At 66.7% G+C, this 16,102-nt stretch carries 16 protein-coding genes and 1 other RNA gene; 12 read left to right on the forward strand and 5 right to left on the reverse strand.

Features of this window, described 5'->3' with window-relative positions:
- Positions 1-9 precede the first annotated feature (9 nt).
- Genes ACFFDA_RS28330 through speD form a run of 7 tightly spaced genes read left to right on the forward strand, consistent with a single transcriptional unit; the run spans position 10 to position 5,894 of the window.
- Complete coding sequence (locus ACFFDA_RS28330; RefSeq protein WP_404480573.1) at positions 10-672, forward strand: DUF4178 domain-containing protein; 663 nt, start codon at positions 10-12, stop codon at positions 670-672.
- Entirely contained in the window at positions 669-1,955 is a 1,287-nt protein-coding gene (locus ACFFDA_RS28335) for a DUF4178 domain-containing protein (RefSeq protein ID WP_404480574.1), read from the forward strand. Before ACFFDA_RS28330 ends, ACFFDA_RS28335 begins: the two co-directional genes overlap by 4 nt.
- On the forward strand, positions 1,952-2,095 hold the full coding sequence (locus ACFFDA_RS28340) for a hypothetical protein (protein WP_404480575.1): 144 nt from the start codon (positions 1,952-1,954) through the stop codon (positions 2,093-2,095). Before ACFFDA_RS28335 ends, ACFFDA_RS28340 begins: the two co-directional genes overlap by 4 nt.
- 27 nt (positions 2,096-2,122) lie before the next feature.
- Positions 2,123-2,332 carry a DUF350 domain-containing protein gene (locus ACFFDA_RS28345; RefSeq protein WP_404480576.1) on the forward strand — a complete coding sequence of 70 codons (210 nt, stop codon included), beginning with the start codon at positions 2,123-2,125 and terminating at the stop codon, positions 2,330-2,332.
- Positions 2,325-3,881 (forward strand): polyamine aminopropyltransferase, encoded by a 1,557-nt coding sequence (locus ACFFDA_RS28350; RefSeq protein ID WP_404480577.1) that lies wholly within the window; start codon positions 2,325-2,327, stop codon positions 3,879-3,881. The genes ACFFDA_RS28345 and ACFFDA_RS28350 overlap by 8 nt, the downstream gene beginning before the upstream one ends.
- The gene (locus tag ACFFDA_RS28355; protein ID WP_404480578.1) at positions 3,871-5,496 is read left to right on the forward strand and encodes a flavin monoamine oxidase family protein; all 1,626 of its coding nucleotides are present in this window, start codon (positions 3,871-3,873) and stop codon (positions 5,494-5,496) included. Before ACFFDA_RS28350 ends, ACFFDA_RS28355 begins: the two co-directional genes overlap by 11 nt.
- Positions 5,496-5,894 carry an adenosylmethionine decarboxylase gene (speD, locus tag ACFFDA_RS28360; protein WP_404482901.1) on the forward strand — a complete coding sequence of 133 codons (399 nt, stop codon included), beginning with the start codon at positions 5,496-5,498 and terminating at the stop codon, positions 5,892-5,894. Before ACFFDA_RS28355 ends, speD begins: the two co-directional genes overlap by 1 nt.
- Positions 5,895-5,974: 80 nt before the next feature.
- Here speD and ACFFDA_RS28365 read toward each other — a convergent pair whose 3' ends face one another.
- Complete coding sequence (locus tag ACFFDA_RS28365; RefSeq protein ID WP_404480579.1) at positions 5,975-6,943, reverse strand: cation diffusion facilitator family transporter; 969 nt, start codon at positions 6,941-6,943, stop codon at positions 5,975-5,977.
- A 381-nt stretch (positions 6,944-7,324) separates the two neighbouring features.
- On the opposite strand from ACFFDA_RS28365, the gene ACFFDA_RS28370 reads away from it, so the two are divergent.
- A complete protein-coding gene (locus tag ACFFDA_RS28370; RefSeq protein ID WP_404480580.1) occupies positions 7,325-9,943 on the forward strand; it encodes a TonB-dependent receptor in 2,619 nt (872 codons plus the stop codon).
- A gap of 213 nt (positions 9,944-10,156) precedes the next feature.
- Here ACFFDA_RS28370 and mtgA read toward each other — a convergent pair whose 3' ends face one another.
- The 3 genes from mtgA to ACFFDA_RS28385 form a co-directional block, all read right to left on the reverse strand.
- Positions 10,157-10,822 carry a monofunctional biosynthetic peptidoglycan transglycosylase gene (gene mtgA / locus ACFFDA_RS28375; protein WP_404480581.1) on the reverse strand — a complete coding sequence of 222 codons (666 nt, stop codon included), beginning with the start codon at positions 10,820-10,822 and terminating at the stop codon, positions 10,157-10,159.
- Between the two features lie 176 nt (positions 10,823-10,998).
- Positions 10,999-11,901, reverse strand: coding sequence for an RNA polymerase sigma factor RpoH (gene rpoH, locus ACFFDA_RS28380; RefSeq protein WP_404480582.1), 903 nt, complete (start codon positions 11,899-11,901; stop codon positions 10,999-11,001).
- A gap of 95 nt (positions 11,902-11,996) precedes the next feature.
- Positions 11,997-12,941 carry an RluA family pseudouridine synthase gene (locus ACFFDA_RS28385; protein ID WP_404480583.1) on the reverse strand — a complete coding sequence of 315 codons (945 nt, stop codon included), beginning with the start codon at positions 12,939-12,941 and terminating at the stop codon, positions 11,997-11,999.
- 45 nt (positions 12,942-12,986) lie between these two features.
- On the opposite strand from ACFFDA_RS28385, the gene ACFFDA_RS28390 reads away from it, so the two are divergent.
- From ACFFDA_RS28390 to rnpB, 4 genes are all read left to right on the forward strand, one after another.
- Positions 12,987-13,352, forward strand: a complete 366-nt coding sequence (locus ACFFDA_RS28390; RefSeq protein WP_404480584.1) for a M67 family metallopeptidase — start codon at positions 12,987-12,989, stop codon at positions 13,350-13,352.
- 44 nt (positions 13,353-13,396) lie between these two features.
- Complete coding sequence (locus ACFFDA_RS28395) at positions 13,397-14,041, forward strand: histidine phosphotransferase family protein (protein ID WP_404480585.1); 645 nt, start codon at positions 13,397-13,399, stop codon at positions 14,039-14,041.
- A gap of 18 nt (positions 14,042-14,059) precedes the next feature.
- Positions 14,060-14,764 (forward strand): N-acetylmuramoyl-L-alanine amidase, encoded by a 705-nt coding sequence (locus ACFFDA_RS28400; protein ID WP_404480586.1) that lies wholly within the window; start codon positions 14,060-14,062, stop codon positions 14,762-14,764.
- A gap of 8 nt (positions 14,765-14,772) precedes the next feature.
- An RNA gene (gene rnpB, locus ACFFDA_RS28405) (RNase P RNA component class A) lies at positions 14,773-15,216 on the forward strand.
- Between the two features lie 54 nt (positions 15,217-15,270).
- Here the strand turns inward: rnpB and ACFFDA_RS28410 are convergent.
- Positions 15,271-16,056, reverse strand: coding sequence for a metallophosphoesterase (locus tag ACFFDA_RS28410; protein ID WP_404480587.1), 786 nt, complete (start codon positions 16,054-16,056; stop codon positions 15,271-15,273).
- Positions 16,057-16,102: the final 46 nt, after the last annotated feature.

Below are 16,102 nucleotides of genomic sequence, written 5' to 3' on the forward strand. Positions count from 1 at the left end.
GAAGCCGGCGTGACCAACTGTCCTTCGTGCGGCGCCGGCCTGCCCGTGCGCAGCGCGGCGCTGCCGTATACGACTTGTGCGCAGTGCCAGTCGCTGCTGCTGCGCGACGGTCTGGCGGTGGCGGAGGTGGGCAAGGTCGCGGTCCTGCCGTTCGACGTCTCGCCGATCCAGCTCGGAACGACCTTGCGGGTCGAGGGACTGCACCTGACCGTGGCAGGCCGCGTGCGCTGGGGCTGGGGCGACGGATCGTGGAACGAGTGGCTGCTTCACGGCAACGATGGCGAGCACCGCTGGCTGGGCGAGGCCGTGGGCGCCTTCATGCTGACGGCCGAGCGTGCTGACCTGCTCGACCTGCCGCTTGCCCGCCGCTTCGCGGTTGGTGGGGAGATCGTCGTCGGCGACGAGATCGTGGTGGAGGACGTCACCCTCCGCGCGATCGACTGCAAGGAGGCGCAGTGCCTGGGGAGCGAGGGCGACCTGCCGTTCGCCACTCTCCCGGGCCGCACGATGACCAGCATCGACTTTCGCGGTCCCCACGCCGAAGCCCTGAGCCTCCAGCGTGACGAACGCGGGACGAGCGCGTGGCTGGGCTATTACAGCGAGCTTGCAGGTCTCGCTCCGGCCAATTTGCGCGCGATCGACGGCTGGACCCTTCCGGAAGCCCTGCGATGACCGCGGTGCGCATGATCGCCTGCCCTAGTTGCGGCGGCTCGCTGGAGGTGCGCGCGGCGGGCTTTTCTGTGAATCTGGCCTGTCGCTACTGCGGCTCGCTGCTCGACGTCTCGCGGCCCGAAGTCGGCCTGATCGAGGCGCATGCCCGCGCCGCCGCCGGTTTCAAGCTTCCTCTCGGCCGGCGCGGCACGCTGATGGGGACCGAATGGGAGACGGTGGGGGCCCTGCGGCGCAGCGACGCCAGCTATGCCTGGGAAGAGCACCTGCTGTTCAACCCCTATGCCGGCTATCGCTGGCTGGTGCTCAGCGAAGGCGAGTGGCAGTTCGGCACGATGCTGCTCGACCGGCCAGAGGGCGACGGCTACGGCCGCACCGTCACCCGTGGCGGGCTGTCCTTCACCTGGGACGGCGAGGGCGATCCCGAACCCGAACGGACGGTGACCGACGAAGTCCTCGGCGAATTCTACTGGCGCGTGCGGCAGGGGGACGAGGTGTTCGCCCTGATGTTCGAGCGCGGCGAACAGGCCCTGTCGCGCGAGGAGGGCGCCGGCGAGGCCAACTGGACCCTGCTGGTGCCGATCGATACCGCGACCGTCGAGGCGGCCTTCGCCTTGAAAGATGCCGCCAAGCCCCAGCCGCAGGCCAAGCCCCGCCGCCGTGCGGCGCCGCGCGCCGACCCGCTGCCCCGGCGCGAGGTCGACGATCTGCCGGCGATGTTCGGCCTTGCCTTCGCGGCGATGGTCGCGCTGCTGCTGGCGATGGTGCTGATCTCGGGCCCTGTCGACCGCGCCGCCGGCACCATCGACGCGCCGTTCGGCAGCACGCGCGAGGGCGTGAAGATCGGCACGATCGCCGTGAAGCGCCCCTGGCAGTTCGTCAGCGTCATCGCCCGCGCGAAGGACTTCGACAACCGCTGGGTCGATCTCGACTACAGCCTCGTCGATCGCGCCACCGGCCAGTCGATCGACGGCTACGGTATCGTCGAGCACTATTCCGGCACCGACAGCGATGGCCGCTGGAGCGAAGGGCGTCGCACTTCCCGCACCAAGCTCGGCCGGGTCGCACGCGGCACGTACGACGTCTACGTCGACGCCGCCGCCCACGGCTGGCCCGCCGATCCGCCGACCGTCGCGGGAAGCTGGTCGATCCCGGAAACCATCACCGTCTCGATCGAAGCCGAGACCGGCGCCCTGCCGTGGGGCAACTGGTGGACGGCCTCGCTGCTCCTGCTGCTGTTTCCCTGCATCGTCACCTGGCGACGCTTTCGCGAGATGATGCCATGACTCCGCGCCTGGTCGTGTTCGCCGTCTGGTGCCTGCTGGTCCTGGGCGGCGCCTCTTATGCCTCGTATCATGCCTGGTCGCCCTATTCGGACGAGCAGCGGCCCGCGCGCGCCGGGTTCTACGGCCCGACGCACAAGTAAATCCGTCTCTCACCAAGGAGCCTGCCCATGCTCACTCTCCCGATCTTCCTTGCCACCCTGCTCTATGCGGGGATGGGTATCGTGATCTTCGTGGTCAGCTTCGTGCTGGTCGACAAGCTGACCCCTGGGGAGCTATGGCGCGAGATCATCGAGCGCAAGAACCTGGCGGTGGCGGTCCTGGCCGGCTCCGTCGCGATCGGCATATCCAATATCATTTCCGCCGCCGTGCATGGCTGAAATCGCAGGTTCGGCGGGGCCGGGAAACGAAACGGACGGCCGCGCGCCCGGCTCGCTCGCAGTGATCCTGCTGGTTTCGGTCCTGGTCGTGGCGACCTGCGGCCTCATCTACGAGCTGCTGGCGGGAACGCTGGCGAGCTACCTGCTGGGCGACAGCGTCACCCAGTTCTCGACCGTGATCGGCACGTACCTGTTCGCGATGGGCGTGGGCAGCTGGCTTTCGCGCCACGTCCGGCGCGACGAGATGGGCGTCTTCGTGCGGGTGGAGATCCTCATCGCCATGCTGGGCGGCTGGTCGGCGGCGGGGCTGTTCCTGCTGTTCCCGCTGGTCGGCGACTTCCGCATCGTGCTTTACGCGCTAGTGCTGGCGATCGGCGTGCTGGTGGGGCTGGAGATCCCGTTGCTGATCCGCATCCTGCGCCACCGCTTCGCTTTCCGCGAACTGGTCTCCAACGTCCTGACTTACGATTACGTCGGCGCGCTGATCGCCTCGCTGCTGTTCCCGCTGGTGCTGGTGCCGTGGCTGGGTATGATCCGCACCGGCTTCGTGTTCGGCCTCGCCAACGTGGCGGTGGCGCTCGCGCTGCTGGTGGCGTTGCGCCGTCAGCGGCGCATTGCCGGCGACGTCGCCGCCGCGGTGGTGGTGACGGCGAGCCTCGTCGCCGGGCTGGTCTTCGCCGACCGCCTGCAACGCTGGTCGGAAGTCGCCTTCTATGCCGAGCCGGTGATATACGCGCGCTCCACGCCCTACCAGCGCATCGTCCTGACCCGGCGCGGCAACGATCTGCGGCTTTATCTCAACGGCAACCTGCAGTTCTCCACCCGCGATGAATACCGCTACCACGAGGCGCTGGTCTGGCCGGTCCTCGGCCGTGTCGCCCGCCCGGACGCCGTCCTGATCCTGGGCGGCGGCGACGGCCTTGCCGCGCGCGAGGTGCTCAAGGACCCGCGCGTCGGCCACGTCACGCTGGTCGATCTCGATCCCGAGATGACGCGCCTGTTCCGCGACACTCCGCAACTGGCGCGGCTCAATGCAGGTTCGCTCTCCTCGCCACGGATGACCGTCCACAACGCTGACGCCTTTCGCTGGGTACGCGCCGCGCAAGGGCGCTACGACGCGGTGATCGTAGACTTTCCCGATCCCACCGAGTTCTCGCTGGGCAAGCTCTATACCGAGACCTTCTACCGCGAAGTCGCCCGACTGCTCGCCCCCGACGGGGTGATGACGGTTCAGAGCACGTCGCCGCTCGTCGCGCCCGCATCGTACTGGACCGTCGCCACCACGCTCGAATCGGCAGGGTTCGAGGCGCGCGGCTACCACGCCTATGTGCCCAGCTTCGGCGAATGGGGCTTCACCCTGGCCGCGCATCGCCCGATCGCGGACGCGGTGCACGTCCCTCGTGGCCTGCGCTTCCTGACGCCTGCCAGCGAGCGGGCAATGTTCGACTTCCCGCCCGACATGGCGCGCCGGCCGACCCCGGTGAACCGCCTCGACAACCAGGCTCTGGTCCGCAGCTTCGCGCACGAGTGGGGCCAGTATGAAGGCTGAGGTGAGGCGCCGCGAAGTGCTGGCGGGCGGCTCCGCGGCGCTCGGCGCGGCGCTGGTGGGCGGCTGTGCGCAGGTCTCCATGGCGGGGACGCTCGACGGCGCCGACTGGCGGCGCGGTCACCTCCTGCGTGACGGCGGCTTCCCCGCGCCGCAAGGCCCGGTCGAGGACGTGGACGTCGTGATCGCCGGCGGCGGCGTCGCCGGCCTTGCGACCGGCTGGCGCTTGGCCGAGGCGGGCTTCTCCGATTTCACCCTGTTCGAGCTGGAGGACCGTACCGGTGGCAATGCCCGTTCGGGCCGCAATGCAGTGAGCGCCTATCCGCTCGGCGCGCATTATCTCCCGGTCCCCAACCGCGAGGCGAGGGCCTTGCGCCACATGCTGCGCGGCTTCGGGATAATCACGGGGGACGGAGCGGACGGGGCTCCGGTCTACGATCCATACCAGCTCTGCGCCGACCTCGAGGAACGTCTGCTCTGGCGCGGACAATGGCAGGAGGGCCTGTTCCCGCAGACCGGCCTTGCCCCCGCCGAACGCGCCCAGCACGAGGCCTTCGACCGCGCCGTGGCGCGCTTGCGGGCGGCCACCGGCAGCGACGGTCGCCCCGCCTTCGCCATCCCCATGGCGCTCTCGAGCGCCGACCCGCGGTTCACCGCGCTCGACCGCCTCACTTTCGCCGCCTGGCTCGATGCGGAAGGGTTCACCGCGCCCGCCTTGCGCGCCTATTTGCGCTACTGCTGCCGCGACGACTACGGCGCCGAGCCCGAGCATGTCTCGGCCTGGGCGGGGATCCACTACTTTGCCGCCCGACGGGGCTGGGCCGCCAACGGCGACGGCGATCGCGAACTGACCTGGCCCGAGGGCAACGACCGCCTCGCTACGCTGATGGCCGGCCGCATCCGTGCGCAGGTCAGGCCCGGCCACAGCGTCTTCCGCGTCGCCCGATCCGCCGACGGGAGCAGTGCAGAGGTCGACGTGCATGATCATGCGACCCGCTGCAGCCGCCGGCTGCGCGCGAAAGTCGCGGTCATGGCCATGCCGCATTTCGTCGCCGCCCGCGTCGCCCCAGGGCTGTGCGAGGCCGGGGCGTTCAGTTACGCGCCCTGGGTTGTCGCCAATGTCACCACCAGTCGCCACCCGGAGGGCAAGGGGGTGTCGCTCGCCTGGGACAACGTCTCCACCGCCAGCGATGCGCTCGGCTACGTCGTCGCCACCCACCAGAGCGGCAGCGACGCCACCGGGCCCACGGTGCTGACATGGTACTCCCCGCTGTCGCGGGAGACCCCGCAGACCGCGCGCAAGATCATGCAGACGCGCTCGCTGGAGCAGTGGCAGGCGCTGGTCCGAGAAGACCTCATGGCGATGAACCCGGACCTCGAAGGCGCCATCGAGCGGATCGACGTGTGGCGCTGGGGCCATGCGATGATCCGCCCGACGCCCGGTTTCCTGACCGATCCGGACCGGCAGCGGGCCCGCGCGGCGCGGCCGCCGGTGCTGTTCGCCCATTCCGACCTCAGCGGCCTGTCGCTTTTCGAGGAAGCCCACTATCGCGGCGTCACGGCCGCGGAGCAGGCACTCGAGCACCTGGGTCGCCGCTACGAGAGCCTTGCCTGGTGATGGCCCACCAACCCGACACCAGCCTGCACCTGATCGCCGATATCGAAGGCTGTTCGGGGCTAGGCGATCTTGCGCTGGTCGAGCAGGCCTTGCGCGATGCCGCCACTGCCGCGCGTGCCAACGTCCTTGGCGTCCACCTCCACCACTTCGGTCCCGGCATGGGCGTGACCGGAGTGGCGCTGCTGGCGGAATCGCACATCTCGATCCACACCTGGCCCGAGCACGGCATCGCCGCGGTCGACCTGTTCGTCTGCGGCCTGGACGCCGACGCCGAGGCCGGGTTGGACGTGATCCGCACGCGTCTCTGCGGGCGCATCCGGTTCAGGCAGGCGGTATCGCGCCTCGGCGGCGCACCGATATCGCCGGAAGACTTCCTCGGCAGAGTTCGTGCCCGATAAGACATCGAGCGGTTGCCAAGGCAGATGCCTTTACGTTGGATCGATATTGCGAACGTGCGTCAACGTCAGGTATTGCCGCGCTAGACCACCGCTTCGCTTTCCAGTGCGCAGGGGGTGTGCTCGTCGGTTTCCACCTGGAAAGTCGGGTGGCCTATGCCGAACTCGTGCGCGAGGTCGTGGGCGAGGGTGCGCAGGAACGCGTCGCCCGGCTGGCCGCCCGGCATCAGCAGGTGCGCGGTGAGCGCCGTTTCGGTGGTGCTCATCGGCCAGATGTGGAGGTCGTGCACTTGCGCCACGCCCGGCCGGCCCTCCAGGAAAGCGCGTACTTTCGCGCCGTCGATCCCCTCGGGGACGCCGAGCATGCCCATGTGCAGCGAATCGCGCAGCAGGCCCCAGCTCGACCAGCCTATCACCGCGGTTATGACCAGCGAGGCGATCGGGTCGACCAGGGCCCAGCCTGTCCAGGCGATCACCAGCCCGGCGATGACCACGCCCACCGAGACCAGCGCGTCGGCCATGAGATGCACGAAGGCGGCGCGCAAGTTGAGGTCCGACTTGGCGCCCTTGGCGAAGAGCAGTGCCGACAGCGCGTTGACCGCGATGCCGAGACCCGCGACGACCATCATGGTCGTTCCGGCGACCGGCGCGGGATCGGCGATGCGGCGTATCGTCTCGACCAGAATCGCGCCGATTGCCACCCACAGCAGCGCGGCGTTGGCGATTGCGGCGAGGATCGAGGAACTCTTGAGCCCGTAAGTGAAGCGTTCCGAGGGGGGACGCGCCGCCAGCACGCTCGCCACCCAGGCGAGCACCAGCGAGAGCACGTCGGACAAGTTGTGCCCGGCATCCGCAAGCAGCGCCATCGACCCGCTGAGCAGCCCCGCCGCAATCTCCGCCACGACGAACACGAGGTTGAGCGAGACCGCGATGGCGAAGGCCTTGCCCACGCTCCCCGGCGGGGGCGGCGCATGATGTGCATGGCCGTGGCCATGCGCGTGGCCATGGCCGTGCGAGTGATGATGTCCGTTATGGTGATGTCCAGCGCCCATGGAAGGGCAGTGGCACGTCTCGCGGCGGGCCATCAAGCTATGACGTAACATCACACGGCCCGATCGGGTCGACTTTCGCCTAGGCAATGCCGCGAATGCGTGTCGCGGCTGCAGCAATCGGTTTCGGTTGGACGTGACATTTATGCCGCATGGCCATTTGCGACGATCCGTTTAAGATTATGAAATATATGCAAAATTAATGATAAAAATCCCCCATGTGACCATAGTGTCACAAAATTTCGCCTCAATGTAGCCAAATGATTCCCAAATGTCAGAAAGTTGTCATATGCCACTGGTCTTAGCAGTCGCAGCAATCGTGCGACGCCAGCAGTTCGTCGCAACGTTGTGACCACTCCAGTCTGACAAGCTCAGGGGCATGAAATGAAATCCTCCACCCTCCTCAAGATCGCGACCAGCACGCTGGCCGTCGGCACCGCCGCCATCGCGCTTCCGGCTTTCGCGCAGTCGACCGGTTCGGCCGACTTCGACGGTGACGCCATCATCGTTACCGGCACCCGCACCGGCTCCATCGCCGGCATCCGCACCCCCAATTCGCCCAAGGCCAAGGTCGAGATCGGCCAGGAAGTCATCGGTGCCCAGCGCGCCGGCCAGTCGATCAACGAGATCATCAACCTGGTCCCGGGCGTCAGCTTCACCAACAACGATCCCTGGGGTTCGAGCGGCGGTTCGTTCACCATCCGCGGCTTCGATTCCACCCGCATCTCGCAGACCTTCGACGGTATTCCGCTGAACGACAGCGGCAACTACGCCGTCTACACCAACCAGCAGGTCGATGCCGAAATCATCGAGACCGTCAACGTCAACCTGGGTTCGACCGACGTCGACAGCCCGACCGCCGCAGCGGTCGGCGGCACCGTCAACATCAACACCAAGGTTCCCGACGACAAGTTCGGCGTCATGACCAGCATGTCCTACGGCGACATCGCGGCCAAGGGTTCGGGCGGTGAAGACCGCTCGTTCCAGCGCTACTTCGCCAAGGTCGAGACTGGCGAGTTCACCTCGATCGGCACCAAGGCGTTCCTGTCCGGCTCGTTCGCCCGCAACGGCGCCACCTTCGCGAACTACGGCAAGGTCCAGAAGAAGCAGGTCAACGCCAAGATCTACCAGCCGCTTGGCGACAACGGCGACTTCGTCGCGCTGGCCGCCCACTACAACGAGAACCGCAACAACTTCGGCGGCTCGCCGCTGCGCGCCAACGCCTTCACCGGTGACAAGGACGGCCGCTTCTACGAGATCGCCGGCGGCGCACCGTGCCCGATCGCCGCTGCCCGCCCGGACGAGGCGGACAGGCCCAACGGCTGTGGTGCCGACTTCGAGCGTCGCTACAACCCCTCGAACACCGGCAACGTGCGCCTCGCTTCGCGCTTCACGCTGACCGACAAGCTGACGCTGTCGATCGACGCTGCCTACCAGTACACCAAGGCCAACGGCGGCGGCACCACCACCACCACCAACCCGGGCGGTGGTGCCACCACCGGTGCGTTCGAAAGCTTCTACACGGTCGGCAGCTTCACCGGCACTGGCAACTACGGCGGCCAGTACTACTTCGGTCGCGATCTCAACGGCGACGGCGACACGCTTGACCGCGTTACTCTGCTTCAGCCCAGCCAGACCAAGACCAACCGCTACGTCGCGATCGCCAACCTCTCCTACGAGATCAACGACACCAACCGCATCCGACTGTCGTACTCGTTCGACCGCGCGCATCACCGCCAGACCGGCGCCGCCGGTCTGCTGAAGGCGAACGGCGAGCCTTTCGACGTGTTCCCGGTCAACGATCCGCTGACCGATGCCGCCGGCAACGTCCTGCAAAAGCGTGACCGCGATTCCTACGCCACGCTGCACCAGATCGCCGGCGAATATCGCGGCGACTTCCTCGACGACAAGCTGACCGTACTGCTCGGCGTGCGCGCGCCGTTCTTCACCCGCGACCTGACGCAGAACTGCTTCACGACCAGCACCGGCGGCACCTCGGGCGCCTTCGTCAACTGCGTCCCGGCAGACCAGGCCGCTGCCTATGCGGCTGCCAACCCCTACTCGTTCAACGCCACCACGGGCGTCCCCTCGGGTGCCGCCGGTCCGCAGTCGCGCAAGCTGAAGTACGACAAGATCCTGCCGAACGTCGGTGCGGTGTTCAAGATCACTCCGGAGGTGAGCCTTGCCGCCAGCTACTCGAAGAACCTTTCGGTTCCGAGCACCGATACGCTGTACAACTCGTTCTTCTTCCCGGCCGACGATGCCTCGTCGTACCGCAGCCCGGAAACCTCGGACAGCTTCGACCTGAGCCTGCGCTACTCGTCGCCGGTCGTCCAGGCGTCGCTCACCGGCTGGTACTCGATGTACAACAACCGTTTGGTCACCGCATATGACCCCGACGGCAACGCCACCGACACCAACCTTGGCAAGGTCAAGAAGTATGGCGTCGATGCCAGCGTCTCGGTCCGCCCGGTCCAGCCGCTGTCGCTCTACGCCTTCGCGTCGTACATCAATTCGGAGATCCAGGACGACGTCGCGACCACGGCGTTGGTCTGCACCGCGGCCAAGCGCACGGCAGGCGTCTGCTACGCCGAGGGCACCGGCACTTCGGCGACCTACTACTTCAACACCAAGGGCAACCGCGAGCGCGGCGCCGCGAAGTGGCTGGTCGGCGGTCGCGCCCAGCTCGACGTGGGCGACGTGAGCTTCGGTGCGCAGGCCAAGTACACCGGCTCGCGCTTCCTCAACGACCTGAACTTCACCGACCTTGTCTACGGTGCCAAGTTCAAGAGCTACACCATCGTCGATCTCGACCTGCGCTACTCGCTCGAAGGCCTCGGCCTCGACAAGAGCCAGATCCAGTTCAACGTGACCAACCTGTTCGACAAGTTCTACGTCGGCTCGTTCTCGGGTGGCTTCGACCTTTCGCCCAGCTCCAGCTCCGCGTTCGTGAACTTCGGTTCGCCGCGCGCGGTCAGCGCCACGTTCATCATGGGCTTCTGATCGCTCGCGATCAGTCCTGTGTTACAGGAGAGGGGAGGGGCCGCGAGGTCCTTCCCCTTTTCTTTGGGCGGTGCGTGCGGCTCGAGGGAAGGAGCGTTGACGCGGAGGCGGCAGGGTATCGTGCTTGCGGCAAGGCCGCTTTACATCATTTGACGCTGCGGACGACACATCGTCGAACGATGGAATGAGCCTGCGGCAGGAAGCGACCGCGGCCTATTCGTAGACGCAGGCGTCGTAGCCCTCGCGCTTCACGGTGCCGATGCGCGCGGCGATGGTGTTGCCGTAGCGACGGGTAAAGCCGGCCGGGTTCTTGACGCTTCGCTTCTTGGGGCTGGGCAGGGCGGCGGCCATGCGGCCGGCCTCGGCGGGCGTCAGGCTGGCGGCGGACTTGCCCCAGTAGCGCTGGGCCCCGGCCTCGACGCCGTAGGTGCCGATGCCGGTCTCGGCGACGTTGAGGTAGATTTCCATGATCCGGCGCTTGTCCCACAGGTTCTCGATCAGGAACGTGAACCAGACTTCCAGCCCCTTGCGCGCGTAGCGGGTCCAGCCGTCGCCCTGCCAAAGGAACACGTTCTTGGCCGTCTGTTGGCTGATCGTCGAGCCGCCGCGTATGCGGCCGCCCTTCGCGTTGCGCTCCATCGCCTTTTCGATCGCGTCGGTGTCGAAGCCGTTGTGGGAGCAGAACTTGCCGTCCTCGGCCGCGATGACGCCCGCGACCATGTTGCGGTCGATGTTGCTCAGCGGCTCCCAGTCCTTGGTGATGCCGTTGCCATCGACCAGCATCGTCACCGTCACCGGCGGCGGGACGAAACGGTAGAGCACGACCAGCCCCACGCTGATCGCCACGAACCAGAGGATGAGCTTGGCGATGAGACGCATGCGGGAGTGGGCCTTGCTGGGTTGGTGATGGCCCTCTTTAGGCGAAGAACGCCGATCCGCGCCAGTGTGGTGTGCGAGACGTCGTCCCGGATCTGATCCGGGATCACGGGGCCTACGAAAAAGGCCGGGCCACCCTTGCGGATGACCCGGCCCTTTTTGTCGGGTGCCCGGGGGGATCAGCCGGCGGGCAGGAGGCGCTTGTCGGTGGCGATGCGGTTCATCGCCTTCTGCAGCTTCTCGAAGGCGCGCACCTCGATCTGGCGCACGCGTTCGCGGCTGACCGAGTAGACCTGGCTCAGTTCCTCGAGGGTCTTGGGGTCCTCGGTCAGGCGGCGTTCCATCAGGATGTCGCGCTCGCGCTCGTTGAGCGATCCCATCGCCTCGATCAGCATGTCGTGACGGACCGTGGCCTCCTCCGCGTCGGCAACGGTTTCGTCCTGCAGCGGTCGGTCATCCTGGAGGATGTCTTGCCACTGTCCTTCGCCCTCTTCACGCAGGGAGACGTTCAGCGAAGCATCGCCGCCCATCATCATGCGCCGGTTCATGTTGACCACTTCCTGCTGCGAGACGCCCAGCTTGGTCGCGATGGTGGCGACGTCGTCGGGGTGCAGGTCGGTGTCCTCGTAGGCGTCGAGGTTCTTCTTCATGCGCCGCAGGTTGAAGAACAGCTTCTTCTGCGCCGCAGTGGTGCCCATCTTCACGAGCGACCACGACCGCAGGATGTATTCCTGGATCGAGGCCTTGATCCACCACATGGCGTAAGTCGCCAGGCGGAAGCCACGCTCGGGCTCGAACTTCTTGACGCCCTGCATCAGGCCGATGTTGCCCTCGGAGATCAGCTCGGACACCGGCAGGCCGTAGCCGCGATACCCCATGGCGATCTTGGCGACGAGACGCAGGTGGCTGGTCACGAGTTGCGCGGCGGCGGCGGGGTCCTCATGTTCCGAATAGCGCTTGGCGAGCATGTATTCCTGCTCGGGAGCCAGCACGGGGAACTTGCGAATCTCCGAAAGGTAGCGGTTGAGGCTCTGCTCACCGCCCAAAGCCGGCACACTCGGCAGGTTTCGATTGTTGCTCACGGTATTCCGTCCTTTCTAGGTCGGCACACGGTCAAAGACCCTTGAAGGCGTCTTAGCTTGTGGCCACCTTATGATGGTAGCACATAAAAGCGATTTCAGTGTCGCAGTTCGTCGATCAATGTCCGCATGTCGTCGGGCAGCGTGCTGGCGAAATGGACCCTTTCCTCTGTAACGGGGTGGACGAAGCCGAGTTCCGCAGCGTGGAGCGCCTGGCGCGAGAAATCGAGCCTGACCAGAGTCGCGCGAAGGGAGGAAGGTGTTCGCCCATAGACAGGGTCTCCCAATAGCGCATGACCGATTGACGCCATGTGAACGCGAACCTGATGGGTGCGCCCGGTCTCCAGCCGGCATTCGACCAGAGTGGCGCCCTTGAGCGGCTCGATCGTGCGGAAATGCGTGACCGCGTGCTTGCCGCGCCCGTCTTCGACAAGGGCCATCTTCTTGCGGTCGTGCGGGGATCGGGCGATCGCGCCGGTCACGGTGCCGGCGACGGGAATCGGGCGGCCGCCGACCACGGCGAGGTAGGCGCGCTCGATCGAGTGGTCCGCGAACTGTACGGCCAGTCCTTCGTGGGCACGGTCGGACTTGGCGACCACCAGGAGGCCGGATGTGTCCTTGTCGATGCGGTGGACGATGCCCGGTCGCGCGACACCGCCGATGCCGGACAACTGACCCCGGCAATGATGGAGCAGGGCGTTGACCAGCGTGCCGTCGAGATTGCCGGCGGCGGGGTGGACGACGAGGCCGGCAGGCTTGTCGACGATGATGAGGTGCTCGTCCTCGAACACGACGCTGAGCGGGATGTCCTGCGCCACCGCCTCGGCGGGAACGGCTTGGGGCACTTCGATGACGAAGGGCGTGCCCGGCTCGACCTTGAGCGAGGCTTGCGCGGTCGGCTTGCCGGCCAGGCGCACGCGCCCTTCGCCCATGAGCGCCTTGACCCGCTCGCGGGACAGTCCGCTGGCTTCCGCCAGGGCCTTGTCGAGGCGACCGCCGGTCTCGCCGACACGGCCTTCGATGATATTTGCGTTTGCCCCCATTGCGGATACGATTTGGGGATGGATGTCGAGGTGACAAGTGGCGTTTTGACCACACTGCACGAAGAGGCGGGAAAAGCGGCCCCGGAAGAATGCTGCGGGCTGCTCCTGGGCCACGGCGAACGGATCGACGTGGTGCGTCCCGCCGCCAACCTCGCCGACGACAGGCAGGTGCGGTTCGAAATCGACCCGCTCGCGCTGCTCGCCGCGCACAAGGCGGCGCGGGCCGGAGGGCCGCGGGTGCTGGGGTATTACCACTCGCATCCTAAGGGCCATCCCGTGCCCTCGGCGACGGATTGCGAACATTCCACCGGGGATTCGCGCATCTGGGCGATCATCGCCGACGGCGAGGTTGCATTCTGGCGCGATAGCGGGAATGGATTCGCGCCATTGGCCCACCGCGTCGTCGCTTGACGCCGGCGGGCCGAGTGCGAAGAAGACGGAAAGTACCTAGCTCCATGACCACCACGAGTTCGCTCGAACTTGCCAGCCTCCTGTGTTCGCGCCTGTGCCACGACATGCTGAGCCCTGTGGGTGCGCTGTCCAACGGCCTCGAGCTGCTGGCCGACGAGAAGGACCCGGACATGCGGGCGCGCTGCTTCGAGCTGCTGGAGCAGAGCGCGCGAATCTCCGCCGACAAGCTGAAGTTCTTCCGCCTCGCCTTCGGTGCTGCCGGCGGTTTCGGCGAGATGGTGCCGATCAGCGAGGCCAAGGCCCTGGTCGACGCGCTGGTGGCCAACAACGCGCGGATCACGCTCAACTGGGCACTGCCGAGCGAGGCGATGCCCAAGTCCGCGATCAAGACCCTGCTGAACTTCGCGCTGATCGGCCTGGAAGCCCTGCCGCGCGGCGGTACGCTGGATATCGCGGCCGAATACCGCGATGCGCACAGCGAGATCGTCGTGCGGGCGGCGGGACCCCGGATCGCTTTCGACCGCTCGGTGGGCAGCGCTCTCGAAGGGACGCTGCCCGAGGGCGACCTGTCCAGCCGGACGGCGCCGGCAGCGATGCTCGACCAGTTGGCCAAGGCGATCGGCGGGCAACTGCAATATGTCCTGGCGGACGATGCGCTCGTCCTCGGCGCGGTCCTGCCCGGGGCCTGAGGAACGAGGGGAGGCACGATGAACCGTTGGCTCGTCAACCGCAGGGTTTCCTCCCCCAACTGCAATCATCGCAAGCTGCCGGTGACGATGTGCGTGCTGCACTACACCGGCATGAAGTCCGCCGACGAGGCGCTGGCGCGCATGTGTGATCCCGAGGCGGAAGTCTCGGCCCACTACATGATCGACGAGGACGGCACCGTTACCTCGCTGGTGCCCGAGGAGAAGCGAGCCTGGCACGCCGGGCGCTCCTACTGGCGCGGCATCACCGATGTGAATTCGGCGAGCATCGGCATCGAGCTGGTCAACCCGGGCCATGAGAATGGCTACCGTCCGTTCCCCGAGCCGCAGATGGACGCGCTGACGCCGCTGCTTGCCGACATCCTCGATCGTCACGACATTCCACGCGCCAACGTCGTCGGCCACTCGGACATCGCGCCGGCGCGCAAGGACGATCCTGGAGAATACTTCGACTGGTCGCGTCTGGGCCAGTTGGGCCTCGCGCTGGAGATTCCGCGCGCGAAGATGAACCTGTTCTACGACAACCCCGGTGCCTTCTATCTGGCGATGGAGCGCTTCGGGTACGACATCACCGACGGCCGCGCGGCGGTGCGCGCCTTTCAGCGACGCTGGCGCCCCGAGATCATCGATGGCGAGATCGATGGGGAGATCGGCGGAATCCTGTTCGAACTGCTGTTGGAGCGCGACATCGGCCGTGCTAGGTGACCCGCGCGCCGGGGAGCCGGGCAGCCGCGGGGTCTTCAGGGACCGCGAGGAAAGTCCGGGCTCCACGAAACAAGGGTGGCGGATAACGTCCGCCGGGCGAGGGGGGCTTCCAGGCCTCCCGAAGCTTAGGGAAAGTGCCACAGAGAGCAGACCGCCGCGTTTCCTTCGGGAAACAGGTAAGGGTGAAAGGGTGCGGTAAGAGCGCACCGCGCTACCGGCAACGGCAAGCGGCAAGGCAAACCCCACCCGGAGCAAGACCGAATAGGGGCTGCGCGCCGGCGCTGCGAAAGCAGGGGATCGGCGGGTTCGTTTCGAACCCAGGCAGCCCGGGTTGGTCGCTTGAGCGGCGTAGCGATACGTCGCCTAGAGGAATGGCTGCCGCCGCGGCGTAAGGTCCCTCGCTTGGGAGACCACGCTAGGTACAGAACCCGGCTTACAGGCTCCCCGGCGCACCCAGGAGCAAGGCGCTCAGTGCGTCTTCCCGGATCGAGTCCGGGATGACGGGATCACGCCGCTTCGCTGCGGCTCGCCGAATCGCTGGCCTGGATGAACCAGCGGTCCTCGCCCTGGAGTCCGATCGCGGTGAGAGTGCCGTGGAGGAACGCACCGGTGTCGATGCCGATGCGGTTGGCGCAAACCTCCGGCTCGGGCGTGATCGTATGGCCGTGGACCACGAAGGCGCCGAAATCGCCGCGATGGCTGAGGAACGGCTCGCGAATCCAGCGACAGTCGCGCCCCGACTGATGTTCGAGCGGTGTTTCGGGCCTGACGCCGGCATGGACGAAGACGTAGTCTCCGATGCGCACCATCTTCTTGAAGCTTTCGAGGAAGTCGACGTCGTCCTGTGGGATCGCCTCGTTCATCAGGCGCTGCAGGTCCTGGAGATCGGCCGAGACCGCCGCTTCCGGATCGACGCCATAGGACAGGATCGTCTCCAGCCCGCCGAACTTGAGGAAACTGCGCAGCGCGTCGGTGTCCTCGCGGCTGACCAGCAGCATTTCCTCGTGGTTGCCCTGAATGAATTCGATCCTGCGCTGGCTGCCCCAGTGCCGGGCCTGGCCCACCACCCGGGCGCTTTGATTGCCACGGTCGATCAGGTCGCCCAGCAGCACGACCGTGGTGTGGGCATGGCCACGCGAGGCATCGTCCTGCTCGATGGCGTGGATCAGGTCCTCGAACAAGTCCGCCCGGCCATGGATGTCGCCCACCGCATAGACGCGTTCGCCTGAAGGGATGGAAGGCGCCTGCCTGTTGTCGCGGCGGCCCAGAAGAGTGCGGATCTTTGAAAGCATTTGTTGCGTCGCAGTATAGGCGGCGGCGCGAGGTTGCACAAGCCGT

Source organism: Novosphingobium sp. BL-52-GroH, assembly GCF_044813085.1.
Classification (GTDB): domain Bacteria; phylum Pseudomonadota; class Alphaproteobacteria; order Sphingomonadales; family Sphingomonadaceae; genus Novosphingobium.